This window comes from Arthrobacter sp. 9V, assembly GCF_902506065.1.
GTDB lineage: Bacteria > Actinomycetota > Actinomycetes > Actinomycetales > Micrococcaceae > Arthrobacter.
On record NZ_LR732912.1, the window covers coordinates 1,898,399 to 1,923,147 of the forward strand.

At 61.9% G+C, this 24,749-nt stretch carries 23 protein-coding genes; 22 read left to right on the plus strand and 1 reads right to left on the minus strand.

What is annotated here, in order from left to right:
- The first annotated feature begins 87 nt into the window (after positions 1-87).
- The 10 genes from alaS to nusB all read left to right on the plus strand — a co-directional run bounded on the left by alaS (position 88) and on the right by nusB (position 10,510).
- Positions 88-2,766: an alanine--tRNA ligase gene (gene alaS, locus BACI9J_RS08895; RefSeq protein WP_159734047.1), complete on the plus strand. Its 2,679-nt coding sequence runs from the start codon at positions 88-90 to the stop codon at positions 2,764-2,766.
- A gap of 2 nt (positions 2,767-2,768) precedes the next feature.
- On the plus strand, positions 2,769-3,359 hold the full coding sequence (gene ruvX / locus BACI9J_RS08900) for a Holliday junction resolvase RuvX (RefSeq protein WP_159734048.1): 591 nt from the start codon (positions 2,769-2,771) through the stop codon (positions 3,357-3,359).
- On the plus strand, positions 3,356-5,143 hold the full coding sequence (mltG, locus tag BACI9J_RS08905; protein ID WP_159734049.1) for an endolytic transglycosylase MltG: 1,788 nt from the start codon (positions 3,356-3,358) through the stop codon (positions 5,141-5,143). The genes ruvX and mltG overlap by 4 nt, the downstream gene beginning before the upstream one ends.
- Complete coding sequence (locus BACI9J_RS08910; protein ID WP_159734050.1) at positions 5,140-5,994, plus strand: shikimate dehydrogenase family protein; 855 nt, start codon at positions 5,140-5,142, stop codon at positions 5,992-5,994. Before mltG ends, BACI9J_RS08910 begins: the two co-directional genes overlap by 4 nt.
- Positions 5,995-6,020: 26 nt before the next feature.
- Complete coding sequence (aroC, locus tag BACI9J_RS08915) at positions 6,021-7,220, plus strand: chorismate synthase (protein WP_159734051.1); 1,200 nt, start codon at positions 6,021-6,023, stop codon at positions 7,218-7,220.
- Positions 7,220-7,777 carry a shikimate kinase gene (locus BACI9J_RS08920; RefSeq protein WP_159734052.1) on the plus strand — a complete coding sequence of 186 codons (558 nt, stop codon included), beginning with the start codon at positions 7,220-7,222 and terminating at the stop codon, positions 7,775-7,777. The genes aroC and BACI9J_RS08920 overlap by 1 nt, the downstream gene beginning before the upstream one ends.
- Positions 7,774-8,865: a 3-dehydroquinate synthase gene (gene aroB, locus BACI9J_RS08925; RefSeq protein ID WP_159734053.1), complete on the plus strand. Its 1,092-nt coding sequence runs from the start codon at positions 7,774-7,776 to the stop codon at positions 8,863-8,865. The genes BACI9J_RS08920 and aroB overlap by 4 nt, the downstream gene beginning before the upstream one ends.
- Complete coding sequence (locus BACI9J_RS08930; protein WP_159734054.1) at positions 8,862-9,383, plus strand: tetratricopeptide repeat protein; 522 nt, start codon at positions 8,862-8,864, stop codon at positions 9,381-9,383. The genes aroB and BACI9J_RS08930 overlap by 4 nt, the downstream gene beginning before the upstream one ends.
- 153 nt (positions 9,384-9,536) lie before the next feature.
- Positions 9,537-10,100, plus strand: a complete 564-nt coding sequence (gene efp, locus BACI9J_RS08935) for an elongation factor P (protein ID WP_159734055.1) — start codon at positions 9,537-9,539, stop codon at positions 10,098-10,100.
- Positions 10,100-10,510: a transcription antitermination factor NusB gene (nusB, locus tag BACI9J_RS08940; protein WP_011774956.1), complete on the plus strand. Its 411-nt coding sequence runs from the start codon at positions 10,100-10,102 to the stop codon at positions 10,508-10,510. Before efp ends, nusB begins: the two co-directional genes overlap by 1 nt.
- 74 nt (positions 10,511-10,584) lie before the next feature.
- Here nusB and BACI9J_RS08945 read toward each other — a convergent pair whose 3' ends face one another.
- Positions 10,585-11,880 carry a PrsW family glutamic-type intramembrane protease gene (locus BACI9J_RS08945; RefSeq protein ID WP_159734056.1) on the minus strand — a complete coding sequence of 432 codons (1,296 nt, stop codon included), beginning with the start codon at positions 11,878-11,880 and terminating at the stop codon, positions 10,585-10,587.
- A gap of 111 nt (positions 11,881-11,991) precedes the next feature.
- Between BACI9J_RS08945 and pyrR the strand changes: the two genes are divergently transcribed.
- The 12 genes from pyrR (at position 11,992) to metK (ending at position 24,737) form a co-directional block, all read left to right on the plus strand.
- Positions 11,992-12,576, plus strand: a complete 585-nt coding sequence (gene pyrR, locus BACI9J_RS08950; RefSeq protein WP_024816826.1) for a bifunctional pyr operon transcriptional regulator/uracil phosphoribosyltransferase PyrR — start codon at positions 11,992-11,994, stop codon at positions 12,574-12,576.
- Entirely contained in the window at positions 12,573-13,580 is a 1,008-nt protein-coding gene (locus tag BACI9J_RS08955; RefSeq protein ID WP_159734057.1) for an aspartate carbamoyltransferase catalytic subunit, read from the plus strand. Before pyrR ends, BACI9J_RS08955 begins: the two co-directional genes overlap by 4 nt.
- Positions 13,580-14,905: a dihydroorotase gene (locus BACI9J_RS08960; RefSeq protein WP_159734058.1), complete on the plus strand. Its 1,326-nt coding sequence runs from the start codon at positions 13,580-13,582 to the stop codon at positions 14,903-14,905. Before BACI9J_RS08955 ends, BACI9J_RS08960 begins: the two co-directional genes overlap by 1 nt.
- On the plus strand, positions 14,905-15,426 hold the full coding sequence (locus BACI9J_RS08965; RefSeq protein ID WP_159734059.1) for a PH-like domain-containing protein: 522 nt from the start codon (positions 14,905-14,907) through the stop codon (positions 15,424-15,426). Before BACI9J_RS08960 ends, BACI9J_RS08965 begins: the two co-directional genes overlap by 1 nt.
- Positions 15,407-16,654: a glutamine-hydrolyzing carbamoyl-phosphate synthase small subunit gene (gene carA / locus BACI9J_RS08970; RefSeq protein WP_159734060.1), complete on the plus strand. Its 1,248-nt coding sequence runs from the start codon at positions 15,407-15,409 to the stop codon at positions 16,652-16,654. Before BACI9J_RS08965 ends, carA begins: the two co-directional genes overlap by 20 nt.
- Complete coding sequence (gene carB, locus BACI9J_RS08975; protein WP_159734061.1) at positions 16,654-19,962, plus strand: carbamoyl-phosphate synthase large subunit; 3,309 nt, start codon at positions 16,654-16,656, stop codon at positions 19,960-19,962. Before carA ends, carB begins: the two co-directional genes overlap by 1 nt.
- Positions 19,955-20,827, plus strand: coding sequence for an orotidine-5'-phosphate decarboxylase (gene pyrF, locus BACI9J_RS08980; RefSeq protein WP_159734062.1), 873 nt, complete (start codon positions 19,955-19,957; stop codon positions 20,825-20,827). Before carB ends, pyrF begins: the two co-directional genes overlap by 8 nt.
- A 99-nt stretch (positions 20,828-20,926) precedes the next feature.
- A complete protein-coding gene (mihF, locus tag BACI9J_RS08985) occupies positions 20,927-21,253 on the plus strand; it encodes an integration host factor, actinobacterial type (protein WP_141283573.1) in 327 nt (108 codons plus the stop codon).
- 21 nt (positions 21,254-21,274) lie between these two features.
- Positions 21,275-21,847 (plus strand): guanylate kinase, encoded by a 573-nt coding sequence (gene gmk / locus BACI9J_RS08990; protein WP_159734063.1) that lies wholly within the window; start codon positions 21,275-21,277, stop codon positions 21,845-21,847.
- 39 nt (positions 21,848-21,886) lie between these two features.
- Positions 21,887-22,147: a DNA-directed RNA polymerase subunit omega gene (gene rpoZ, locus BACI9J_RS08995; RefSeq protein ID WP_017197559.1), complete on the plus strand. Its 261-nt coding sequence runs from the start codon at positions 21,887-21,889 to the stop codon at positions 22,145-22,147.
- A 27-nt stretch (positions 22,148-22,174) separates the two neighbouring features.
- The gene (coaBC, locus tag BACI9J_RS09000; RefSeq protein ID WP_159734064.1) at positions 22,175-23,431 is read left to right on the plus strand and encodes a bifunctional phosphopantothenoylcysteine decarboxylase/phosphopantothenate--cysteine ligase CoaBC; all 1,257 of its coding nucleotides are present in this window, start codon (positions 22,175-22,177) and stop codon (positions 23,429-23,431) included.
- A gap of 76 nt (positions 23,432-23,507) precedes the next feature.
- A complete protein-coding gene (metK, locus tag BACI9J_RS09005) occupies positions 23,508-24,737 on the plus strand; it encodes a methionine adenosyltransferase (RefSeq protein WP_159734065.1) in 1,230 nt (409 codons plus the stop codon).
- The last annotated feature ends 12 nt before the right edge of the window (positions 24,738-24,749 follow it).

A 24,749-nucleotide genomic window follows, 5' to 3' on the forward strand; every position in this document is an offset into this window, starting at 1 on the left:
CAGGGCAGAATGGAAAGCTGCGGAACGGCACCAGCCGGTACCGCGCACATCGTGTGCAGTGAATTGAGAAGGGTAAGTAATCAGCTAATGAAGTCGCAGGAGATCACCAAGCGCTGGGTGGACTTTTTTGTCAACAAGGGCCACACCGCCGTTCCCTCCGCGTCGCTCGTTTCCAGCGACCCGTCCCTCCTCTTCACTGTGGCTGGAATGGTGCCTTTCATTCCTTACCTGACTGCGCGCGAAGAGCCTCCCTACAGCCGTGCCACGAGCGTCCAGAAGTGCATTCGCACCGGGGACATTGAAGAAGTGGGCAAGACTGCCCGCCACGGCACGTTCTTCCAGATGTGCGGCAACTTTTCCTTTGGAGATTACTTCAAGGAAGACGCCATCAAGTTTGCTTTCGAGCTGCTCACTACCAGCGTTGACGACGGCGGGTACGGACTTCCGGCCGATCGCCTCTGGGTGACGGTCTACGAAGAGGACGACGAAGCCAAGGAGCTGTGGCTCAAGAACACCGCAATTCCCGCTGAGCGAATCCAGCGCATGGGCAAGGCTGATAACTACTGGTCCACCGGCCAGCCCGGCCCCGCGGGTCCCTGCTCGGAGATCTACTACGATCGCGGTCCTGCCTACGGCATTGAAGGCGGCCCCTTGGCCGACGAAACGCGCTACATCGAGATCTGGAACCTCGTGTTCATGCAGTACCAGATCGAGAACGTTCGCTCCAAGGTGGACTTTGACATCGTGGGTGAACTTCCGCAGAAGAACATCGACACCGGCCTGGGCATGGAACGTCTTGCGATGATCCTCCAGGGTGTTGAAAACATGTACGAGACCGATCAGGTCCGTCCTGTGATCGACAAAGCCGCTGAACTGTCCGGCCGCGAGTACACCTCGGCTGAATCCCCGGAAGATCCGCACCATACCGACGATGTCCGGATGCGTGTTGTTGGTGACCACATTCGTTCCGCTTTGATGCTCATCGCCGATGGCGTTGCACCGTCCAATGAAGGCCGCGGCTACGTGCTGCGCCGCCTGATCCGACGCGCTGTTCGCGCCATGCGCCTGCTCGGCGTCGAAAAAGCCTGCTTGCCGGACCTTCTTCCGGCCTCCCGCGACGCCATGAAGGGTGTCTACCCGGTGGTGGAGACCGACTTCGCCCGGATCAGCCGTATTGCCTACGCCGAAGAAAAGGCGTTCCTGCGCACCATTGCGTCCGGTACTGCCCGTCTGGAAGATGCAGTAGCCGAGTCCAAGGCTGCCGGCGTTCCCCTTTCCGGCGCCGACGCCTTTGCCCTGCACGACACCTACGGCTTCCCGATCGACCTGACCTTGGAAATGGCCGAAGAAGCCGGCCTCAAGGTGGACGAAGCAGGCTTCCGGGCTCTCATGCTCGAGCAGCGCCAGCGCGCCCAGGCCGATGCCAAGGGCAAGAAGGGCGGCCACGCCGACCTCAGCGCCTACCAAGAGCTTCTGGGCAAGGGCGAAACCGTCTTCACCGGTTACGACGAACTTGAAGGCGAAGCAAAGGTCCGGGGCATCGTCAGCGGCGGCCGACCGGTGGCGCACGCGTCCACCGGCGACGAAATCGAGCTGGTCCTCAACGAAACCCCGTTCTACGCAGAAGCCGGCGGACAGTCTGCCGACACGGGCATCATCACCGGCGACGGCTTCGTCGTGGAGGTTCTGGACGTACAGCGACCCATCAAGGGCCTCAGCGTTCATAAGGCGATTGTCCGTGAAGGTGAGATCGGAACCGAAGCTTTGGTACGCGCCGCCGTCGACCGGGAGCGCCGTCACGCCGCAGAGCAGGCCCACACCGGCACGCACATTGTGCATGCCGCGTTGCACCAAATTCTGGGCCCGGAAGCTACACAGCGGGGTTCGTACAACAAGGCCGGATACCTTCGCTTCGACTTTGCCTGGGGCGAAGGCCTCAGCACCGCTACACGCTCCGAAATCGAAGAAGTCTCCAACATCGCCATCCGGAACAACTTCCGGGTAGACACCAAGGTGATGGGGCTCGCTGAGGCCAAGGCGTTGGGCGCCATGGCTCTCTTCGGCGAAAACTACGGCAGTGAAGTGCGTGTGGTGGAGATCGACGGCGAGTGGTCCCGTGAGTTGTGCGGTGGCACCCACGTAGCCAACACGTCACTCATTGGCAGCCTCTCCTTGTTGGGCGAACAGTCTGTTGGCTCCGGAAACCGTCGTGTTGAGGCCTTTGTTGGCTTGGACGCATTCCGTCACTTGGCTGCCGAGAGGGCCCTGGTTTCCGAGCTCACGGATCTCTTGAAGGTTCCGTCCGGTCAGCTTGCCGACCGCATCTCCAGCACCCTGAACAAGCTCAAGGCCACGGAGAAGGAACTGGACCGCCTCCGCAAAGAGCAGCTCGCAGCAGCGGCCGCCAACCTGGTGGGTACCGCCAAGGATGCTGCCGGTGTTCGGGTTGTAGCCCACGACGCCGGCCAGGTGGGTGGAGCTGATGATTTGCGCAACCTTGCCCTCGATCTCCGCAATCGTCTGGGTTCGGAACCCTCCACCGTGGCTGTTGCTGGTGTCAGCAATGACCGTCCCGTCATTTTGATCGCCACCAACGAGGCTGCCCGTGAAGCAGGGGTAAAGGCCGGAGTGTTGGTGCGTCTGGCTGCGGGAATCCTCGGCGGCGGCGGTGGCGGCAAGGACGACGTCGCCCAAGGCGGCGGCACCGACGCTGGGAAGGTCTCTGAGGCCCTCACAGCGGTGGTGGATGCGATAGCCAAGCGCTGACGGTGGATTCCAGTACTGAAAGTGACGTCTACCCCCGCGGCATCAAGCTGGGGGTAGACGTCGGTACCGTCCGGGTGGGTCTGGCCATCTGCGATCCTGACGGGATCCTGGCCACCCCGTTCAAGACGGTGGGGCGGGACAACAAGAAAAACTCCGATGTGCGGGCAGTGGTCAAGCATGCTGCCGGCTTGCCGGCCGTGCAGATTTTTGTGGGCCTACCCCGCACCATGAAGGGCGAGGAGCGGGCATCCGCGCAAATGGCCATGGAGTATGCAGAACTGCTCACCAGCGAGCTTCTCCGCGCCGGTTTGGACATTCCCGTAAACCTTGTGGACGAGCGACTTTCAACCGTTACGGCACACCGCAACCTGCACGAAGCTGGCATGAGCAGCAAGAACCACCGTAAAGTGGTTGATCAGGTTGCCGCTGCCGGAATACTGCAGCACGCAATCGACATGCAAAAAGCCAGAGGAACGGACGTTGGCCGCCGAGTGCAGGCACCGGTGCAGTCCGAAAAACCCAGCAGTGCCCCAACGCTGCGGGCTGCCTCCGGCAGTGAATCCGATTCTTCTAAGAGGGGACTGCAATTGTGAGCCCGGTCAACAACGACCCCTCCAGCGGTACCGCCGGCGGCGGTATGCCGCTCACCCGCAAAGAACTGCGGGCGCGTGAACGATTCCTCGCCACGCAGAACCACAATGTGGTGCCCGTTCCCGAAGCGACTCCGGGGGAGGCAGCTTCCACAGAGGAGAGCGAGCCGGAATTGCCCCGACCGGTACCGGCGGCACAAGCTGCCGCCGCGCGTCCTGTACCCACGGCGCCCCCAACGCCCGTGGCACCTCCAACGCCGGTGGCACCTCCAACGCCGGCCGCACCCCCGGCATCTGCGGCGTCCTCAGCTGGCACGGCGCAACCCCCGGTGAATTTCCAGGAGGCTGATCATGCCCCGGCTCCCGCCGCTGAAGCGCATGGTGAGCCGGAGAGCCACGGTCAGGCAGCCTCTGAGCATGACGGCCAAACCCTCGAGGGCAATGAGCACGCCACGGTTGAGCATCCTGCAATTGAACATCTGGATACGCCGGACGGTGATCTCCATGCCCATGATCTCCTTCACGGTGAGATAGAACACGATGCTGTTTCGGCGCTACATCCGGAGGTGCACGCTGGTGGCCATGAGTACGTGGAGCACCATGCGCACTACCCCTTGGATACTCATGACGAACTCCATCATGAGGAAGTCCACCATGACGTTCTTCTTGATGACCATCCCCACGATCTGATCCCCGCTCCGGCGAGTCCGGCGTCCAAGGCGGCCGCTAAGAAGGCCCGTCGTCGTCGTCGTGTCCTGGCCCTTCTGATCACGCTGGGCGTTTTCGTTGCCGCGATCGCCATTGGTGCCCAGTTCCTGAAGCCTTTGCTGGGCATGGACAAAGTCACTGACTACCCGGGTCCGGGCACGGGATCGGTAACCATCACGGTGCCGGAGGGGTCCGGTCCCAAGGCCGTAGCCAACGACCTCGTTGCCAACCGTGTGGTGGCTGATTCTGATACCTTCGTCAAGGAGTTCCTCAACGAAGGTGGAGAGTTGTCACCCGGCTCCTTTACTTTCCGCACCGAGATGAAGAATTCGGATGCCGTGGCGGTACTGGTGAACAAGGATGCCTCCAAGGTGATGTACTTCGCCCTGAGCGCGGGACTGCGTATCAACGAATCGCTGGAGGCTATCTCCAAGGGTTCGGGCATTCCGATGCAAGAGCTCAACACCCTGAATCAGGCACCCGGTCAGTTCGGTGTTCCGGCCAAGGCCAAGAACCTGGAAGGATTCCTTGCCCCGGGCGAGTATCGCTTCGACCTCGGGACGCCGGCCAAGGACATCATCCAGAAGTTGGTGACCACCACCCTTGATGAGCTCAAGGCCCAAGGGGTTACCGACCCCGCCAAGCAGTACGACACCGTCACCATCGCCAGTATTGTTCAGGCTGAAGGCGGCCAAGCGGACTACGGAAATGTTGCTGGAGCAATCTACAACAGGCTCAAACCGAACAACGTCGAGACCAGCGGCTTGATCCAGTCCGACGCCACGGTGACGTACGGTCTGGGTAAGAAGTCGTTCCACCTCACTGAGGAAGAAAAGGCCGATAAGTCCAACCCCTACAACACCTACGCCAACGTCGGGCTGCCGGTGGGGCCCATCGGCTCACCGGGTAAGACAGCCATTGATGCCGCAGCCAAACCCACACAGAACGAGTACCTCTACTGGGTGACCATCAACCTCGATACCAAGGAGACCAAGTTCTCCAAGACGCTGGCTGAGCACAACACCTATGTGGAGCAGTACAACGCATGGTGCCAGGCCAATGCGGGACGGTGTGTGTGAGTCGTCGTGCCGCAGTCCTGGGGCACCCGATTTCACATTCAAAGTCTCCGGCACTGCACTCCGCTGCCTACGCCAAGTTGGGCGTGGACATCAACTACTCGGCGATCGATGTCACCGTGGAGGGGCTTCCTGCCTTCATGGACTCCCTCCGGGGTGACCAGGCCTGGTGCGGCCTTTCGGTGACCATGCCGTTGAAGTCGGCCATGGTCAAGGAAGTCGATGACGTACGTGGCGCGGGTGCCCACCTTGGGGTTATCAACACGGTGGTATTCGAGCACGACGCCGGACAGGTGCGTCGGGTGGGTTATAACACCGATGTGGCCGGCATCGTCGAGGCAGTCCGCTATGCGGGTGTGGTTGGGGCGCCCCGCACGGCCATCCTCGGTGGAGGCGGCACCTCGGCCGCGGCCGTCGCCGCTGCGAAGGAACTCGGTGCCAGTCAGGTGGACGTTTTCGTCCGTGACGCAGGGCGTGCCGGTGATGCGCAAGCCGCCGCTGCCGCCGTCGGAATTGCGCTGGCCGTCCGGCCTTTGACGGAAGCGGCTGAGGCGTTGGCCGGGACGGATCTGGTGATCTCAACGTTTCCACCCCGTGCCGCTGATTCCCTGGCTGAGAAGCTTGCAGCGTTGCCCGGCTCCGCGGCTGGAGTCCTGTTGGACGTCGCCTACGACCCTTGGCCGAGCCGTCTGGCCGAGGTGTGGCACGGTCGCGGGGGAGCAGTGGTCCCGGGACTTGAGATGCTGATGTACCAGGCTGCCGAGCAGATCAGGCGCTTTAGCGGCTGTGATGTCGATGCCGCCGTCATAGATGTGATGTGCGACTCAGTCGGGCTACCCCGGCGAGTGTTCTAGAGGCCCTACATGGCAGGATTGGTTATATGTTGCGTTGGTTGACTGCCGGTGAATCCCATGGTCCGGCCCTGATCGGAATTATTGAAGGCGTGCCTGCCGGTGTTGAACTCACCAGCGGGCAGATTCGTGACGCGTTGGCGCGTCGCCGCTTGGGCTATGGGCGCGGTGCCCGCATGAAGTTTGAGCAGGACGAGGTCACCATCATGGGCGGCGTCCGGCATGGTCTGACCCAAGGTGGCCCTGTGGCCATTCAGGTCGGAAACACAGAGTGGCCCAAGTGGGAGCAGATTATGTCTGCCGACCCCGTTGACCCTGACGTCCTCGCCGATCAAGCCCGCAATGCACCTCTGACCCGACCACGGCCGGGGCACGCCGATTTCACGGGCATGCAGAAATATGGGTTCGACGAAGCCCGTCCGGTCCTTGAGCGTGCCAGTGCACGTGAAACCGCTACGCGCGTGGCCCTTGGTGCCGTTGCCGCCGGATACCTGAAGCAGCTGGGCATCGAGCTGGTAAGCCATACCGTCTCCATTGCCAGCGTGGCTGTCCCCGAAGGCAGGCCTCTGCCATTGCCCAGGGATGTCATGGCCCTGGACGCGGACCCCTTGCGTTGCTTCGACCGTGAGACCTCGGACGCGATGGTGGCAGAAGTGGATGCTGCCCACAAAGAAGGCGAAACCTTGGGTGGCGTGGTAGAGGTCCTGGCCTACGGACTTCCGCCCGGACTGGGCAGCTACGTCCACTGGGATCGTCGACTCGACTCCCGCCTGGCGGCCGCTCTCATGGGTATCCAGGCCATCAAGGGAGTAGAGGTAGGCGATGGCTTCCTTACGGCGGCTCGCCGTGGATCTGCGGCCCATGACGAGATCCTCAAGGATGACAACGGAAAGATTGTTCGCCAGACCAACCGGGCCGGTGGCATCGAAGGCGGCATGAGCATTGGTGAAGTGCTTCGGGTTCGCGCTGCCATGAAACCCATTGCCACGGTCCCCCGTGCGCTACGCACCGTCGACGTAAGCACCGGCGAGCCTGCCAAGGCGCACCACCAGCGCTCAGATGTGTGTGCAGTTCCTGCAGCCGGCGTGGTGGCTGAGGCCATGGTCGCATTGGTCCTGGCTGAGGCTGTTGCCGAGAAATTCGGCGGTGACTCGGTAGCCGAGACCCAGCGCAACCTCCAGGGGTACCTTGAAAGCATCCCGGCCACCTTGGACTCGGTCGGCCGGTAGTGACCCGCGCTATCCCGGATGGCCGGCCCGTTGTTCTGGTTGGCCCCATGGCTGTCGGAAAATCGGCGATTGGCCAGCAGCTTGCCCACCAGCTGCGCCTGCCTTTTGTGGACACTGACGCAGTGGTTGTGGCTGCCCACGGCAGCATTGCCGATATCTTCGCCGGCAGGGGTGAACACGCCTTTCGCGAGATTGAAGCGCGGGCTGTAGCCAAAGCCATTGAATCCGCGAGGGTGGAACCGGCCATTATTTCCCTCGGCGGTGGAGCTGTGCTTGACTCCGGAACCCAGCAACTGTTGGAGGAGTGCACGGTGGTCTACCTGGAGTGCGACGCGGAAACCGTCGCGGACAGGATTGCCCGGAACACCGGGAGGCCATTGCTCCAGGGCGACGCCATGACCCGCTGGGAGGCGCTATTCGCCACCCGGCGGCCGGTCTATGAGCGACTTGCTGACATTGTCATGGACGTCCGTTCCGGATCCGTGGCGGAAATCGGCCTCCATTTGGAGGAGCGGCTGCTCCAGCATGCAGCCTTGAAAGAGGAAGTTGAAAAGTGAGCAACGAAGCAACTGTCATCAAGGTGACCGGCCAGTCCGTTAACGAAAACTACGACGTCGTGGTGGGCAGGGGCCTGCTGGACACCCTGCCGGCCAAGCTTGGTGAACGTGTCCGACGCGTTTTAGTGATCCACCCACGGGCGCTCCGCCTGACCGGCGATACTGTGCGGGACGAGCTCGAAGCCGCCGGTTTCACGGCACTCACGGCTGAAATCCCGGATGCCGAGGAAGGCAAGCACATTCAGGTGGCTGCATTTTGCTGGCAAGTGCTGGGCCAGAATGATTTCACCAGATCTGATGCCATCGTGGCAGTCGGCGGCGGTGCAGTAACTGACCTTGCCGGCTTTGTGGCCGCCACATGGCTCCGCGGAGTCAAAGTTATCCACATGCCCACCAGCCTGCTGGGCATGGTGGATGCTGCGGTGGGCGGGAAGACCGGGATAAACACCGCCGAAGGCAAGAACCTGGTGGGCTCGTTCCACCCGCCGGCCGCTGTTCTTGCTGACCTCGATACGCTCCAGACCCTGCCGAAGAATGAGCTCATTTCCGGCATGGCCGAGGTCATCAAATGCGGCTTCATCGCTGATCCTGCCATCCTGGACCTCATCGAAAAGAACACCGACTCCGTGATGGACCCGGGATCCTCTGTTGTCCGTGAGCTGATTGAACGTGCCATTTCCGTGAAGGCCGATGTTGTCTCCCAGGACCTCAAGGAATCCGGCCTCCGCGAAATCCTGAACTACGGGCACACCCTGGGCCATGCCATTGAGCTCGTGGAACGCTACTCGTGGCGTCACGGGGCCGCTGTTTCAGTGGGAATGATGTTTGCGGCCGAGTTGTCTCGGAGCGTAGGCCGCTTGTCCGATGCTGACGCGGACCGGCACCGCACCATCCTGGAAAGCCTGGGTTTGCCCACTACATACCGGAAGGATCGGTGGCAGGGCCTTCTGGACGGGATGCGCCGGGATAAGAAGTCCCGCGGTGACCTTCTCCGGTTTGTTGTCCTCGACGGCGTGGCCAAGCCCGGGATCCTGGAAGTTCCCGACACCTCACTCCTGTTTGCTGCATACCAGGAGATTGCATCATGACGGTCACACTTCGTGAAGGCGTGAGCGACTGGCCTACCGCAGGATTCCCGGGAGTCCGGATGAACCCGGACACTTTGCTTCCCGTGGTTGTCAATGAGGAAGTCATGGAGTCCGCACTTGCCGCTTCTGAAGACCCTGCGGATCGGATCATGGCACTTTTGCTGGACAACCAGCCCAAAGAAGCAGCAGAACTCCTGGCCGAGGCCCGCTATAAAGATCCGGAGTCATTCCGGCTGAGGATTTTTGAGGCCGAAGTTCACCGGGCAACCAACCGCTTAGACCGTGCTGTCCAGTTGTTCAAGCATCTGTTGCAGGATGTCCAGGGTAGCCCGAAGGAAGCAATTGTTCACCAGTACCTTGGCCGGGCATACTTCGTCAGCGGCAACGCCCTGGCTGCATCCGAGGAATTCGCCAGAGCTTTGGACCTGCGGGTAGCCATGGCCGCTGATGCCGCGTTGATCTACTCCTCCGCAGTAGCCCTTCAACGGGCCCGGAATGTCCTGGAACTCGCATCCTGAAGCCCGGCGAAACACTTCCCGCAAGCCTTGGACGCATTTGCCGGTAGAATGGTTCTTGGATTTTTGATAAATACGCGCTGGCGGGCCGTTTGGTACGCCTGCTTGGCATAGATAGCTGGCAGCTAGAACCAGTGCGATAACCAGAGGATACGAGTGGCAACCACAAACGACATCAAGAACGGGACCGTACTCAAGCTCGAGGGCCAGCTCTGGAACATCATTGAGTTCCAGCACGTCAAGCCTGGCAAGGGCGGCGCCTTCGTCCGCACCAAGATGCGCAACGTGATGTCCGGCAAGGTGGTCGACAAGACCTTCAACGCCGGCCTGAAGATTGAAACCGCTACGGTTGACCGCCGTGATTACCAGTACCTGTACCAGGACGGCGAAGACTTCGTTTTCATGGACACTCAGGACTACGACCAAATCACAGTGTCCGGCGCGACTGTGGGCGACGCCACCAACTTCATGCTCGAGAACCAGATGGTCAACATTGCCATCCACGAGGGCACGCCGCTGTACATTGAATTGCCTGCGAGCGTCGTACTCGAAATCACCTACACGGAGCCGGGGCTTCAGGGCGACCGCTCCTCAGCCGGCACCAAGCCGGCAACAGTCGAGACCGGCTACGAAATCCAGGTACCGCTGTTTGTTGAACAGGGCACCAAGGTCAAGGTCGACACCCGGGATGGCAGCTACTTGGGTCGGGTCAACGACTAGTGAGCGCACGCGGTAAAGCCCGTAGCAGGGCGCTTGAAGTACTTTTCGAAGCGGAGCAACGTTCCGTTTCAGCTTTCGACGCGATGACAGCCCGCCGGGAGAAGACGGATCTTGTCATCAACCCCTACACCGTGGAAATCGTCGAGGGTGTTGTTTCCATGCAGGCCACCATCGATGAGTTCCTGCAGACGTACGCCCAAGGGTGGACGCTGGAGCGCATGCCGTCTGTTGACCGCATCATTCTCCGCATTGGTGCATGGGAGCTTCTCTACAATGACGAAGTTCCGGACGGCGTAGCAGTCAGCGAAGCTGTGGCTCTGGCCAAGACCATGTCCACAGATGAGTCGCCCGCCTTCATCAATGGGCTCCTTGGCCGCCTGCAGAAGCTCAAGCCGTCGCTCCTCGCTTAAGCACTCTTCGTGTGATGAGTTAGACGCCATAAACGCAAAAGGACCCGCATCCACTGGATGCGGGTTCTTTTGCGTTATTGGAGAACTGCTGCCCTGAGTGTGGGGATGGTCATGAGAAGTTCGAGCTCGTCGTGCTGATGGACGTGGACGTCGCGGCCGCTCAGTATCCGCTGCCGGGTAAACGCCAGTGCTGTGGCCCCCTTGATGAACGACTTCATCTCGCTGCCACGCCCGCGCGAGGACGCCCAGCGGATAGCATGCCGCCGCCCTTGTGAGGTAGCCAGCATTTCGACTTCTGCCGGAGTGAACCAGCCCGCCCGGGCGTATTCGAGGAGCCGTTGCCGCGTCAGTTTTCCTTCAGCGACGCGGAGCAGGATGATGCCCGCTGCTGCCACGAGGAAGATCGGGACCTGGACTACGAAGTACTCCACCAGGAAGTTCTGGCCCATGCTGTTCCATCGGTTGTGCAGGAACATCGCGGGCAGCAAGCCGACGAAGAAGGCCAGGATTGCATATCCTGAATGCCACTTGCGGGCGGCGAAGCCCATGATCAGTCCGGTTGTGCCCGTGAAGACTGCGTGCGCGAACGGTGACATGACACCCCGGAGGATGAAGATGCGGATGAGGTCGGTGCTTGGATCGGAGGAGGACGCTATTTCGCGGCCGAAGTAGAGAATGTTTTCCGTGAAAGCGAAACCGGCGGCGATGGTGAACGCAAACACCACCCCATCAACAGGACCGTCAAAGTACTTCCGTGCGGCAAGGATCAGGACCAGCAGTCCGAGTGACTTGGTGAATTCCTCCACGATGGGCGCTTGGACCGTGGCCATGAAGTAGGTGAATGCCTCTTCACTGGAGGTGGGGGCGGCAAGGGCGAAGAGCGGCTGGATGAGAAGCGTCCCGGCAATGGAAACCGCGGCACCCCACGTAAACGCGAACCACAGAAGCCTTTTGGGCTCGGGCTCCCAGCGATCGATCAGGCGTACCGTCAAGAGCACCACGGAGAGTGGAATCAGGGAAGCGATGAAGCCGATCACAAAGCCGGTGATGCCGGTGTTGCCCAGCAGAAACGGCACCACCAGGAACAGGCTGCACAGGATCAGGACGGTTGCCCCGATGAGCAGGGGGAGCGTACCCCGGGACCGACGTGCTTGCGGAGCTGGTGGCACGGCCCAAGGTTGCCGGGGGAGCGTTGCCGGATTACCGGGGGCCGGTTGGTAATTCCCGGGCTGAACGCGGCCGATCCACGTAGGGTTTGCGCCAGGCTCCAAGTAAGGCCGCGGATAGGGTTGTCCGCCTGGGTGGCCGTGGTGGTTCGTGGTCATGGGCAAGAGCCTATTCCACCGCATGGACTGTGAGCTTAAACTCACTGCTCGTGGCTGACCCGGGTGAGGGTGGGCAAGGGGCGCTGTGGTAGCTTTGAAAAGCAAATATTCCTTTTTTAATTCCGTCCCGTGAGGCGGGGAAAGGGGAGACGAGCGATGACTGAAGTCACTTCAGCGCACGTGCCGTCGCGGGTTGTTCTCAATCAGGCGGACATTGATCGTGCGCTCACTCGTATCGCCCACGAGATCCTCGAAGCCAATAAAGGCTCCCAGGACCTGGTTCTGTTGGGCATTCCCAGCCGCGGTTATCCGCTGGCCGTGCGGCTTGCCAACAAGATCGCTGCAGCTGACCCCACGGTAAATGCAGACACCATGGTGGGCCAGTTGGATGTCACCATGTTCCGGGATGATCTTTCCCACCAGCCTACGCGGCCCCCGCGCCACACCCGGCTGCCGTTGTCAGGCATCGATAACAAAGTTGTTGTCCTGATTGACGACGTCCTGTACTCAGGTCGGACGATTCGCGCCGCTTTGGACGCCTTGGTTGATCTTGGCCGCCCTCGGATTGTGCGTCTTGCAGTGCTGGTGGACAGGGGACACCGCGAGCTTCCCATCCGGGCAGATCACGTTGGCAAGAACCTGCCCACTTCCTCATCGGAAAAGGTCCGGGTCCACCTGGAGGAGATCGACTCCGTGGACGGCGTGCCCGTCAACGAGGTAGTTATCGAGGCCGGCAAGTGAAGCATCTCCTTTCCACCGAGAACCTCAGTCTTTTCGATGCCATCCGCGTTCTGGACACGGCCGAGGAAATGTCCGCCGTCGGCGAGCGTGAAGTGAAGAAACTACCGGCACTCCGCGGCCGGACGGTGGTGAACCTCTTTTTTGAGGACTCAACCCGTACCCGCATCTCCTTTGAGGCCGCAGCCAAGCGACTCTCAGCCGATGTCATCAACTTCGCCGCCAAGGGCTCCTCGGTTTCCAAGGGAGAGTCACTCAAGGACACGGCGCAGACACTGGCAGCCATGGGCGCGGACGCCGTTGTGATCCGTCACTGGGCCTCTGGCGCGCCTCACCGGCTTGCTGCCACCGATTGGATAGACGCTGCGGTCATCAACGCGGGCGACGGCACCCATGAGCACCCCACCCAGGCCCTGCTGGACGCGTTCACCATGCGCCGGCATTGGTCGCAGGTCAACGGCACCGAGTCCACTGGGGCGGACCTCAAAGGTATGCGGGTAGCGATTGCCGGTGATGTCCTGCACTCGCGCGTTGCCCGTTCCAATGTCTGGTTGCTCAGGACCCTTGGAGCCGAGGTGACTCTGGTGGCGCCGCCTACCCTGCTGCCCATCGGCGTCGAGCATTGGCCTTGCAAGGTCAGCTACAACCTGGACCAGACCCTGGAAGCGGGAATAGACGCCATGATGATGCTGCGAGTCCAGGGGGAGCGGATGAACGCCTCGTTCTTCCCCTCAACCCGTGAGTACTCACGCCGCTGGGGTTTCGATGACGCAAGGCTCCGGGCACTGGATGATCTGGGCATGAAAGACACCATCATCATGCACCCCGGCCCCATGAACCGCGGCTTGGAGATTTCATCGGCGGCCGCCGACTCTCCGCGTTCAACCGTGCTCGCCCAGGTGCGAAACGGTGTTTCGGTCCGCATGGCCGCCCTTTACCTGCTGCTCTCCGGGGATTCCCGTGAAGCCGCCTCGAACGTAAGCCAGTCCACAAAGGAGACCAACTGATGGCCGAGAACACCTACTTGATCCGTGGGGCCGCCATCCTCGGCGGCGAAGCTGAAGACCTCTTGATCCGCGACGGCATCATTGAAGCACGGGGCAAAAACCTTTCCGCCGATGGCGCGACTGTGATCGACGCCCAGGGCCTCGTTGCGCTGCCGGGCATGGTTGACGTCCACACCCACTTGCGCGAACCCGGCCGCGAAGACGCCGAGACCGTAGAGACCGGCACCCGTGCTGCTGCCCTGGGTGGTTTCACCGCTGTCCACGCCATGGCCAACAGCAACCCGGTGGCAGACACTGCCGGCGTGGTGGAGCAGGTTCACAGCCTCGGCCGTGCCTCGGGCTGGGTGGATGTCCGCCCGGTTGGTGCAGTCACTGTGGGGCTGGCCGGAGAGCAACTGGCAGAACTGGGCGCCATGGCGGACTCCCGTGCCCAGGTCCGGATGTTCTCCGATGACGGCATCTGCGTCCACGATCCCGTCCTGATGCGCCGTGCCTTGGAATACGTCAAAGCGTTCGACGGCGTAGTGGCCCAGCACGCGCAGGAACCCCGCCTTACCGCCGGGGCACAGATGAACGAAGGCACTGTCTCGGCAGTGCTTGGACTCACCGGCTGGCCCGCTGTTGCCGAGGAAAGCATCATTGCCCGCGATGTCCTGCTGGCCAAGCACGTTGGTTCGCGCCTGCATGTTTGCCACGTTTCCACGGCAGGTTCGGTGGAAATCGTGCGTTGGGCCAAAGCGCGGGGGATCAATGTTACTGCCGAGGTCACCCCGCACCACCTGCTGCTCACTGATGAACTGGTCCGCAGCTACGATCCGGTCTACAAGGTCAACCCGCCGCTGCGCACCGATGCCGACGTTCAGGCGCTCCGGGAGGGCCTGGCCGATGGCACCATCGACGTCGTGGGAACCGACCACGCCCCCCACCCCAGCGAGCACAAGGAATGTGAATGGGCGCAAGCGGCCATGGGCATGACCGGCCTTGAAACCGCACTGTCGGTCGTGCAGGAGACCATGATCGAAACCGGCCTCATGACCTGGGCTGATTTCGCCAGGGTTACCTCCTTCACGCCTGCAGTCATCGGGCGCGTCGCTGATCAGGGCCGTCCGTTGGAGGTTGGCGAACCTGCCAACGTCATCCTGGTGGATCCGGCTGCGCGTTGGACGGTTGACCCGCATAAAATGGCAACCATGGGCCGCAATTCACCGTTCAAGGGCAAGGAGCTGCCCGGATCCGTGGTGGCCACCTTCTTCAAAGGCCACCCCACTGTCCTCGACGGTCAGCTCAACACGCCTTACAGGTACCCGGCAGTCAGCAGTAACTAATGGATAACCAAACACTGACCGTGCTCATCACGGTGCCGCTGATCGTCCTCGTCCTGGCGATGATCTGGTGGGGTTGGCGGAACCGGCTGAGGCGACAAGCCGACGTCGAACGCCTCCCCGAAGTGCCCGGGCAGCTGACACCGGCCACGGTGGTGGCGGAGGGCCAGTACGTGGCCACCACCACGGCCGGCGACTGGCTGGACCGGATAGCAGTCCAGGGCTTGGGTATCCGTACCAACGCGGAACTGAGCATTCACGCTGAAGGCGTGCTGTTCGACCGGTCCGGTGCCGCGCCGATCTTTATCCCGCGCTCCGCACTGGTGGATAGCCGCGAAACCAACGGCATGGCCGGAAAGTTCGTCGAAAAAGACGGACTACTGGTCATCAACTGGAAGCTGGGCTCCCGTGAACTGGACACTGGATTCCGTTCCAGGCATGCCACCGACAAACAGCTCCTCCTCGAAGCCCTCCAAGAATTGATCTCCGCAGCCCCTCAGGCAGATGCCGATAGTGGAAAGTAATAAAGTGACGGATAGTAACGCAGCCACCGCCCCCACCCCCTCAGCAGCAGTACTCGTGCTCGAAGACGGCCGCATGTTCCGCGGCCGCAGCTACGGAGCCCAGGGAACCGCTCTGGGTGAGGCAGTCTTCGCCACCGGCATGACCGGCTACCAGGAGACCATCACAGACCCCTCCTACGCCCGTCAGTTGGTGGTCCAGACTGCCCCGCACATCGGAAACACCGGAGTCAACAGCGAAGACGCTGAATCGCGCCGCATCTGGGTGGCCGGCTACATCGTGCGCGATGCAGCACGCCGACCCTCCAACTGGCGCTCCGAGCGCAGCCTCGATGAAGAGTTGGTGGAGCAAGGAATCGTTGGCATCCAGGGCGTTGACACCCGTGCCATCACCCGGCACCTTCGCGAGCACAAGACCATGCGTGCAGGTATTTTCTCCGGTGAGGCTGCACAGGCCACCGACAAGGAGCTTCTGAACGCCGTCCTGGCCAGCGCTCCCATGGAAGGTGCAGCGCTGGCTGAGGAAGTCTCCATTGATGAGGCCTATGTTGTGGAACCCAAGGACCACGGCTGGGAAGGCGAGCCACGCTTCTCCATCGCGGCTGTTGACCTTGGCATCAAGGCAATGACACCGGTGCGCTTTGCAGAGCGTGGGGTGCGCGTTCACGTCCTGCCCGCCACCTCCACCCTGGAAGATGTCAATGCGGTCAAGCCGGACGGCTTCTTCATGTCCAACGGACCAGGCGACCCCGCCACGGCAGACCACCAGGTCTCCCTGCTGCGTTCGGTACTTGACGAAAAACTTCCGTACTTTGGCATCTGCTTCGGTAACCAGATCCTGGGCCGGGCGCTGGGCTTTGGCACCTACAAGCTCCGTTACGGCCACCGCGGCATCAACCAGCCCGTCATGGACCGCCGCACGGGCAAGGTGGAGATCACCTCGCAGAACCACGGCTTCGCCGTTGACGCGCCGCTCAATGGTTCCACTGTGGCGCCGGAAGAGCGCTTCGGACGTGTGGAAGTCAGCCACGTCTCCTTGAACGACGACGTCGTCGAAGGACTCGCCTGCCTCGACATCCCCGCGTTCTCGGTCCAGTACCACCCCGAAGCCGCGGCCGGGCCGCACGATGCCGCCTACCTCTTTGACCGCTTCATCGACCTCATGGCCGACACCAAGTCCAAGGCCACAGGCGCCAACTCCACCGATTCCAAGACTGAGGACACGAAGTAATGCCCAAGCGTACAGATCTCAAGAGCGTCCTTGTCATCGGTTCCGGCCCCATTGTGATCGGCCAGGCGGCCGAGTTCGATTACTCCGGCACCCAGGCCCTTCGCGTCCTCAAGGAGGAGGGCCTCCGCGTCATCCTCGTGAACTCCAACCCGGCCACCATCATGACCGACCCCGAGTTCGCTGATGCCACCTACGTGGAGCCCATCACTCCTGAGGTGCTGGAGAAGATCATCGCCAAGGAGCGTCCGGACGCCATCCTGCCCACCCTGGGTGGCCAGACCGCCTTGAACACTGCCATCGCACTGGACAAGAACGGTGTGCTGGAGAAGTACAACGTGGAGCTCATCGGCGCCAACATTGCCGCGATTGAACTCGGTGAAGACCGTGAGAAGTTCAAGGGCGTGGTGGAGCGTTGCGGTGCCGAATCAGCACGCAGCCACATCATCCACACCATGGACGAGGCCTTTGCCGCTGCCGAGGACCTCGGCTACCCCATGGTTGTCCGTCCTTCCTTCACCATGGGCGGCCTGGGCTCGGGCTTGGCCTACAACGAGGACGATCTCCGCCGAATTGTCGGCCAGGGCCTCCAGTACAGCCCCACCACCGAAGTCCTGCTCGAAGAGAGCATCCTCGGTTGGAAGGAATACGAGCTGGAGATGATGCGCGACAAGAACGACAACGTCGTTGTTGTCTGCTCCATCGAGAACTTCGATCCCGTGGGTGTCCACACCGGTGATTCCATCACGGTTGCTCCGGCGTTGACCCTGACGGACCGCGAGTACCAGAAGCTGCGCGATGTCTCCATCGCCGTGATCCGCGAAGTCGGCGTAGACACCGGCGGCTGTAACATCCAGTTCGCCATTGATCCCGCCACGGGCCGTGTAGTGGTCATCGAGATGAACCCGCGCGTATCCCGGTCCTCTGCGTTGGCCTCCAAGGCAACCGGCTTCGCCATCGCCAAGATCGCCACGAAGTTGTCCCTGGGGTACACCTTGGACGAAATCCCCAACGACATCACGCAGAAGACGCCGGCCTCGTTTGAGCCCACGCTGGACTACGTAGTGGTGAAGGTTCCGCGCTTTGCTTTCGAGAAGTTCCCGGCCGCGGACAACACACTGACCACCACCATGAAGTCCGTGGGTGAAGCCATGGCCATGGGCCGTAACTTCACCGAAGCCCTGCAGAAGGCCCTTCGTTCTTTGGAGCAGAAGGGCTCGCAGCTCGACTTCAGCTCTGTGCCGGAGTACGAGGTTGCCGAACTCATCGAGAAAGCCAAGCGCCCCACAACGGACCGCCTGCACCAGGTGCAGCGTGCGCTTCTGGGCGGCGCCACGGTGGAAGACCTCTTCGAGGCCACAAAGATCGATCCCTGGTTCCTTGACCAGCTGCAGCTCCTCAACGAAACCGCGCAGGAAATCCGCAAGGCCGGCGTTCTTACTGAGGAAATGCTGCGCAACGCCAAGCGCCATGGCTTCTCCGACGAGCAGATCGGTGCTCTGACGCACAACAACGAGGCTGTAGTCCGCGGCGTCCGCCAGGCCTTGGGCATCCGTCCGGTGTACAAGACGGTGGATACCTGTGCCGCCGAGTTCGCCGCCTACACCCCGTACCACTACTCCTCTTACGACGAGGAAGATGAAGTTGGCCTGCACGCCAAGCCCTCGGTGATCATCCTTGGCTCCGGCCCCAACCGCATTGGCCAGGGCATCGAGTTCGATTACTCCTGCGTCCACGCCTCCATGGCGCTGCGCAAGGCCGGCTATGAGACTGTGATGGTCAACTGCAACCCGGAGACTGTCTCCACGGACTACGACGTCTCCACCCGCCTCTATTTCGAGCCGTTGACCCTTGAGGATGTCCTTGAGGTCATCGCCGCCGAAGAGCGCACGGGTGGGGTAATGGGCGTCTTCGTGCAGCTCGGCGGCCAGACCCCGCTGAAGCTGGCGCAGCAGCTCGCCGACGCCGGGGTACCCATCCTGGGTACCTCGCCGGAAGCTATCGACCTCGCGGAGCACCGCGGCGCTTTCGCCCGCGTCCTGGATGAGGCCGGACTGACCTCCCCGAAGAACGGCACGGCCGTATCCTTCGAGGACGCCAAGAAGATCGCCGACGAAATCGGCTACCCGGTGTTGGTCCGTCCGTCCTACGTCCTGGGCGGCCGCGGCATGGAGATCGTCTACGACGAAGCAAACCTTTCCCGATACATCGCCAACGCAACGGAAATCACCACGGACCACCCGGTGCTGATCGACCGCTTCCTTGAGGACGCCGTCGAAATTGACGTTGACGCTCTCTTTGACGGCACGGACATGTACCTCGGCGGCATCATGGAACACATTGAGGAAGCCGGTATTCACTCCGGTGACTCTGCTTGCGTGCTTCCGCCGATCACCCTGGGCAACAACGTGATCGAGCGCGTGCGCACGGCAACCCGTGCCATTGCCGAAGGCGTTGGCGTCCGGGGCCTTATCAACATCCAGTTCGCTCTGGCCTCCGACGTCCTGTATGTCCTTGAAGCCAATCCGCGTGCTTCACGCACTGTTCCGTTCGTCTCCAAGGCAACGGGCGTGCAGATGGCCAAGGCGGCTGCGCTCATTGGAACAGGCGTCACCATCAACCAGCTCCGCGGCGCCTACAAGATGCTGCCCGAAACCGGCGACGGTTCCACCCTGCCGCTGGACGCCCCGGTTGCCGTGAAGGAAGCAGTCCTTCCTTTCAGCCGTTTCCGTACTCCTGAAGGCAAGGTGGTGGACTCCTTGCTCGGCCCTGAGATGCGCTCCACCGGTGAAGTCATGGGCATTGACAAGCACTTTGACACGGCGTTCGCCAAGAGCCAGGCAGCGGCCAACAACGCCCTGCCCACCGAAGGCAAGATTTTCGTCTCGGTAGCCAACCGTGACAAGCGTTCGGTGATCATGGGCGTCAAGCGCCTCTCGGACCTGGGCTTCGAGATCGTTTCCACCGGTGGCACCGCTGACGTCCTGCGGCGTAACGGCATCCAGGCGACTCCGGTGCGCAAGGTTGCCGAGGGCAGCAGCGCAGAAGGCGAAGGCACCATTGCTGATTTGGTCATCGCGGGCGAGATCGACATGGTCTTCAACACGCCCTCCGGTGGCGAAGCCCGCAGTGACGGATATGAACTCCGTGCCGCGGCCACGTCCATCGGCATTCCTTGCATCACCACCGTTGCGGAGTTCAACGCAGCCGTGCAGGCCATTGAGGCCCTGCGAACCTATGAGTGGTCCGTGACCAGCTTGCAGGAGCACGCAGCAAACCTCAAGGCAGCAATGGAAGCGGCCAATGCCTGAGCCTGTCTCACCACAGCAGGAGCTGCAGCCGGCCCGGGAGTCCTTTGGCTCCCGGCTGGCTGCGGCCATGGCGGCCCGCGGTCCCCTTTGCGTCGGCATCGACCCCCACCCGCAGCTCCTGGCTGAATGGGGACTGAACGACGACGTCGCCGGCCTGGAGCGTTTCTCGCTGACGGTGGTGGAGGCCGTGGCTTCCCTCGCTGCCGCGGTGAAGCCGCAGGTGGCGCTTTATGAGCGCCACGGCTCGGCCGGCATGGCTGTACTGGAACGCACCCTCACCGCCTCGGCAGAGGCGGGCGTGCTGAGTATCGCGGACGCGAAACGCGGGGACATCGGCTCCACCATGGCGGCCTACGCGGATGCCTGGTTGCGGGATGGTTCTTCCTTGGCTGCGGACTCGGTAACGCTGAGCCCGTACCTGGGATTTGAGTCGTTGCGCCCTGCCCTTGATCTCGCGGCGCAGCACGGCAGGGGAGTGTTCGTGCTTGCGCTGACCTCCAATCCTGAAGGAAAGTCCGTGCAGCACGTTGGGGGGAGCGATTCGGTAGCGCGCAGGATTGTGGCCGCAACTGCAGCTGAAAACCAGCGCTACAGCGGAGCCCTGGGTTCCGTTGGCTTGGTTGTCGGCGCCACCATCGGCTCCGCGCTTGAGGACCTGGACATCGACCTTGGTCCGGTCCGCGGCGCGATCCTTGCCCCGGGACTTGGTGCCCAGGGGGCCACTCCTGCTGATCTGCGAGCGACGTTCGGCGATGCTTATCCCACGGTCCTGGCCACCTCCAGCCGGGGGATTCTGTCCGCGGGTCCTTCCGTGGCAGATCTCCGTGCCGCAACAGAAGAGACGCTGCGGGGACTGCTTTCCTAGAGCGTTGGTTCAACTCATTGCGCAACGGAGCCCCTGCCGGTAGGTTCAGGATCAGTCCGCGTGATCTGGATCACAATGCGATCTGACAGGGGTTTGGCAGTGGGCCTTAAAGAGCTGACACCGCAGGAGCGTTCCGATGCGCTTGAGAAGGCTGCCAAGGCGCGGGCCGTGCGTGCCGCCGCCAAGGAAAGACTCAAGCGCGGTGAGGTGAGCGTCGCGGAGTTGATTTCCTCCGGAGCTACCGATGACGCGATTGCGCGCATGAGGGTGGTGGAATTGTTGGAGGCCCTGCCTGGCATTGGCCCGGTCAGGGCTGCCGGGATCATGGCGGAGATAGGGATTGCAGGATCCCGGCGCATCAGGGGGTTGGGAATTCATCAGGCCCGGGCGCTGGTAGATTTTATGGATACCCAACAAAGCGTTTAACGCATCTCCCCGAAGGAATCCGTGAGCAAGAAACCCGGACTGACTGTCCTTGCAGGCCCCACTGCCGTTGGCAAGGGAACCGTATCCACTTACATCAGGGACAACTACCCGGAGGTCTGGCTCTCAGTTTCGGCGACAACGCGGGCTGCGCGTCCGGGTGAAAAAGACGGGGTTCACTACTTCTTCAAGTCCGCTGAGGAGTTCGACTCCCTGGTGGCCGATGGTGAGCTGCTGGAGTGGGCCGTAGTGCATGGGCAGAATCGCTACGGAACCCTCCGCAGCACCGTTGACGCGGCCATCGCCGACGGCAAGTCGGTGCTTCTGGAGATCGACCTCCAAGGCGCACGGCAGGTCAAAGCGGCCGTCCCGGATGCAAATTTCGTGTTCCTGGCACCGCCCAGCTGGGACGAAATGGTGCGCCGCCTGGTGGGCCGCGGCACAGAAACACCCGAGGAACAGCAGCGCAGGCTGGAAACCGCTAAACTGGAACTTGCTGCTGAACCGGAGTTTGACCACACCGTCATCAATGACGACGTACGCCGGGCAGCGGACGAGCTTGTTTCACTCATGGGGCTTACCCCGCACCAGCGCTAAGCGCTTGCACTTGTTGGCCCGCTAAAATTTGGAGAATTCGTGTCCACGAACCTTGAAGGCATCATCAACCCGCCGATCGATTCGCTGCTTGAGGCTGCTGATTCCAAGTACGGCCTGGTCATCTTCGGCGCCAAGCGCGCCCGCCAGATCAACGCCTACTATGCACAGCTGCACGAGGGCCTGTTCGAGTACGTCGGTCCGTTGGTTGACACCAAGCTGAACGAGAAGTCACTGTCCATCGCCTTGCGCGAGATCAACGAAGGCCTGCTGGTTTCCACACCGATCGAGCCCGCAGAATAACAAAGACTGCCTGTTGACGGAGGTCACGTGCGCATAGTCCTCGGAGTCGGGGGAGGGATCGCAGCCTACAAGGTTGCATCGCTCCTCCGGCTTTTTACTGAAGCCGGTCACAAGGTGACGGTCATTCCCACGGAAGCTGCCACCCGATTTGTCGGAGTGGCCACCTGGGAAGCCCTCTCCGGCAACCCTGTGAGCAACAGCGTCTTTGACGACGTCGAGAAGGTCAACCATGTCCGCTTGGGGCATGAGGCCGACTTGATCGTGGTTGCTCCGGCCACCGCCGATCTCCTTGCCAAAGCTGCAACCGGACAAGCGGGCGACCTCCTCACCAACACGCTCCTGATGGCCCACGGGCCGGTTCTGTTTGCTCCTGCCATGCACACGGAAATGTGGCAGCATGCCGCAACCCGGGCCAACGTGGAGACCCTGCGCAGCCGCGGCGTCACGGTGTTGGAGCCCGCCTCCGGGCGCCTGACGGGTGCCGATTCCGGCCCGGGCCGTCTGCCCGAGCCCGAAGCCATCTTTGCAGCTTCCATGGCTTTGGCCGGACCTTCCCTGGACAGCGGAGAAAACGCGACACCTGCCCCGCATGCATCCTTGGCCGGACGCACCGTCACCATTTCGGCCGGTGGGACCCGTGAAGCTTTGGATCCCGTCCGTTTCCTGGGTAACCGATCCTCCGGCAAGCAGGGCGTCGCGTTGGCCGCGGCGGCTTTGGCAGCCGGGGCAACGGTGAGGTTCCTCGCCGCGCACATGGACGTCCAGCCGCCTGCCGGAGTGGAGCTTGTCCGCGTTGAATCCGCCTTGGAACTACGCGAGGCCGCGCTTGAGGCGGCAGTGGACTCCGACGTCGTCATTATGGCCGCTGCCGTGGCGGATTTCCGTCCGGCGGAGGTCTCGGATACCAAGATCAAAAAGGTGGACGGCGAGGATGCCCCTGTTGTGCGTTTGATCCGGAACCCGGACATCCTGCACGAACTGGTGGAGCGTCGCAATGCAGAGGGCGGCCAGCAGCTGATTGTGGGTTTCGCAGCCGAAACGGGCGATGCCCAAGGCGACGTCCTGGAACATGCAACTGCCAAGCTCAAGCGCAAGGGTTGCGATCTCCTGGTGGTAAACCAGGTGGGCATTGGCCGCGTCTTCGGACAGGATGAGAACTCTGTGGTCATTCTGTCCGGTCATGGAGCCGAACCGGAGTCGGCCGCCGGCTCAAAGGCCGACGTCGCCGCTGCTGTGATCGACCGGGTGGGGACTGAACTCACACGGGTATTCCCGGCCATGTAACTGAGCCCACACCCGAATTCTTAGCAAAGGGACACACGGCAGATCCCGCCGTCCCGCAACCCAGTAAGGTGGTCGAGTGACTTTACCGCTGCACCATGAACACCATGGCACCCCGTCCAAGCTCCGGCTCTTCACGTCCGAGTCTGTCACTGAAGGGCACCCGGACAAGATCTGCGACCAAATCAGCGACTCCATCCTGGACGCGCTGCTGGCCGCTGATCCTGAGTCCCGTGTGGCCGTTGAAACCATGGCCACCACGGGCTTGGTGCACGTGGCCGGTGAGGTCACCACCGACGCTTACGTGGAAATTCCGCAGATTGTCCGCGAGACCATCCTGGGCATCGGCTACGACTCGTCCGCCAACGGATTCGACGGAGCCCGCTGCGGCGTGTCAGTGTCCATCGGCCAACAGTCCAACGACATCGCCGGTGGTGTGTTCAACTCACTTGAGGCCCGTGAAGGCCGCCAGGAGGACGATTACGATCTCCAGGGTGCGGGCGATCAGGGAATCATGTTTGGCTATGCCAGCGATGAGACGGCGTCTTACATGCCTACGCCCATCTGGCTCGCCCACCGTCTGTCTGAACGTCTCACCGAGGTCCGCAAGAACGGCGAGCTGGCCTACCTTCGCCCGGACGGCAAGACGCAGGTCACGGTAGGATACGACGGCGATCGGCCGGTGTCCGTGGAAACGGTGGTTATCTCCAGCCAGCACGCCGAAGAGGCAAGCCTTGAGCAGCTTCGTGCGGACTTGGCCAGCTACGTGATTGATCCCGTCATGTCCGCGTCCAACCTCGATATCTCGCACACTGCGAATATCCTCAACCCTGCGGGCGCCTTCGTCATTGGTGGTCCCGTAGGCGACGCCGGGCTCACTGGCCGCAAGATCATTGTGGACACTTACGGCGGATTCTCCCGCCACGGTGGCGGCGCGTTCTCAGGCAAGGATCCGTCCAAAGTTGACCGATCAGCGGCTTATGCCATGCGCTGGGTCGCCAAGAACGTGGTGGCGGCAGGACTGGCCAAGCGAGCTGAGATTCAAATTGCCTACGCAATCGGCCAGGCACGCCCGGTTGGAACCTACGTAGAGACTTTCGGCACGGAAACCGTTGACCCGGCCCGCATCAGCGAAGCGATCAACGAGTTGTTCGACCTCCGCCCGCGTGCCATCATTGATGCCCTTGATCTCAAGCGTCCCATCTACGCCAAGACGGCGGCGCACGGTCATTTTGGTCGCGACGACCCCGATTTCACGTGGGAACGCCTGGACCGGGTGGCCGATCTGAAGGAATACTTCAACGCCTGACCTGTTTTTGCA

Bases quoted from the DNA above. Each gene is read 5' to 3' on its own strand.
- pyrF (WP_159734062.1), top strand. From the start codon at position 19,955: ATGCCTGAGCCTGTCTCACCACAGCAGGAGCTGCAGCCGGCCCGGGAG.
- pyrR (WP_024816826.1), top strand. From the start codon at position 11,992: ATGACTGAAGTCACTTCAGCGCACGTGCCGTCGCGGGTTGTTCTCAAT.
- BACI9J_RS08960 (WP_159734058.1), top strand. From the start codon at position 13,580: ATGGCCGAGAACACCTACTTGATCCGTGGGGCCGCCATCCTCGGCGGC.
- alaS (WP_159734047.1), top strand. From the start codon at position 88: ATGAAGTCGCAGGAGATCACCAAGCGCTGGGTGGACTTTTTTGTCAAC.
- carA (WP_159734060.1), top strand. From the start codon at position 15,407: ATGCCGATAGTGGAAAGTAATAAAGTGACGGATAGTAACGCAGCCACC.
- BACI9J_RS08930 (WP_159734054.1), top strand. From the start codon at position 8,862: ATGACGGTCACACTTCGTGAAGGCGTGAGCGACTGGCCTACCGCAGGA.
- carB (WP_159734061.1), top strand. From the start codon at position 16,654: ATGCCCAAGCGTACAGATCTCAAGAGCGTCCTTGTCATCGGTTCCGGC.
- aroC (WP_159734051.1), top strand. From the start codon at position 6,021: ATGTTGCGTTGGTTGACTGCCGGTGAATCCCATGGTCCGGCCCTGATC.
- BACI9J_RS08965 (WP_159734059.1), top strand. From the start codon at position 14,905: ATGGATAACCAAACACTGACCGTGCTCATCACGGTGCCGCTGATCGTC.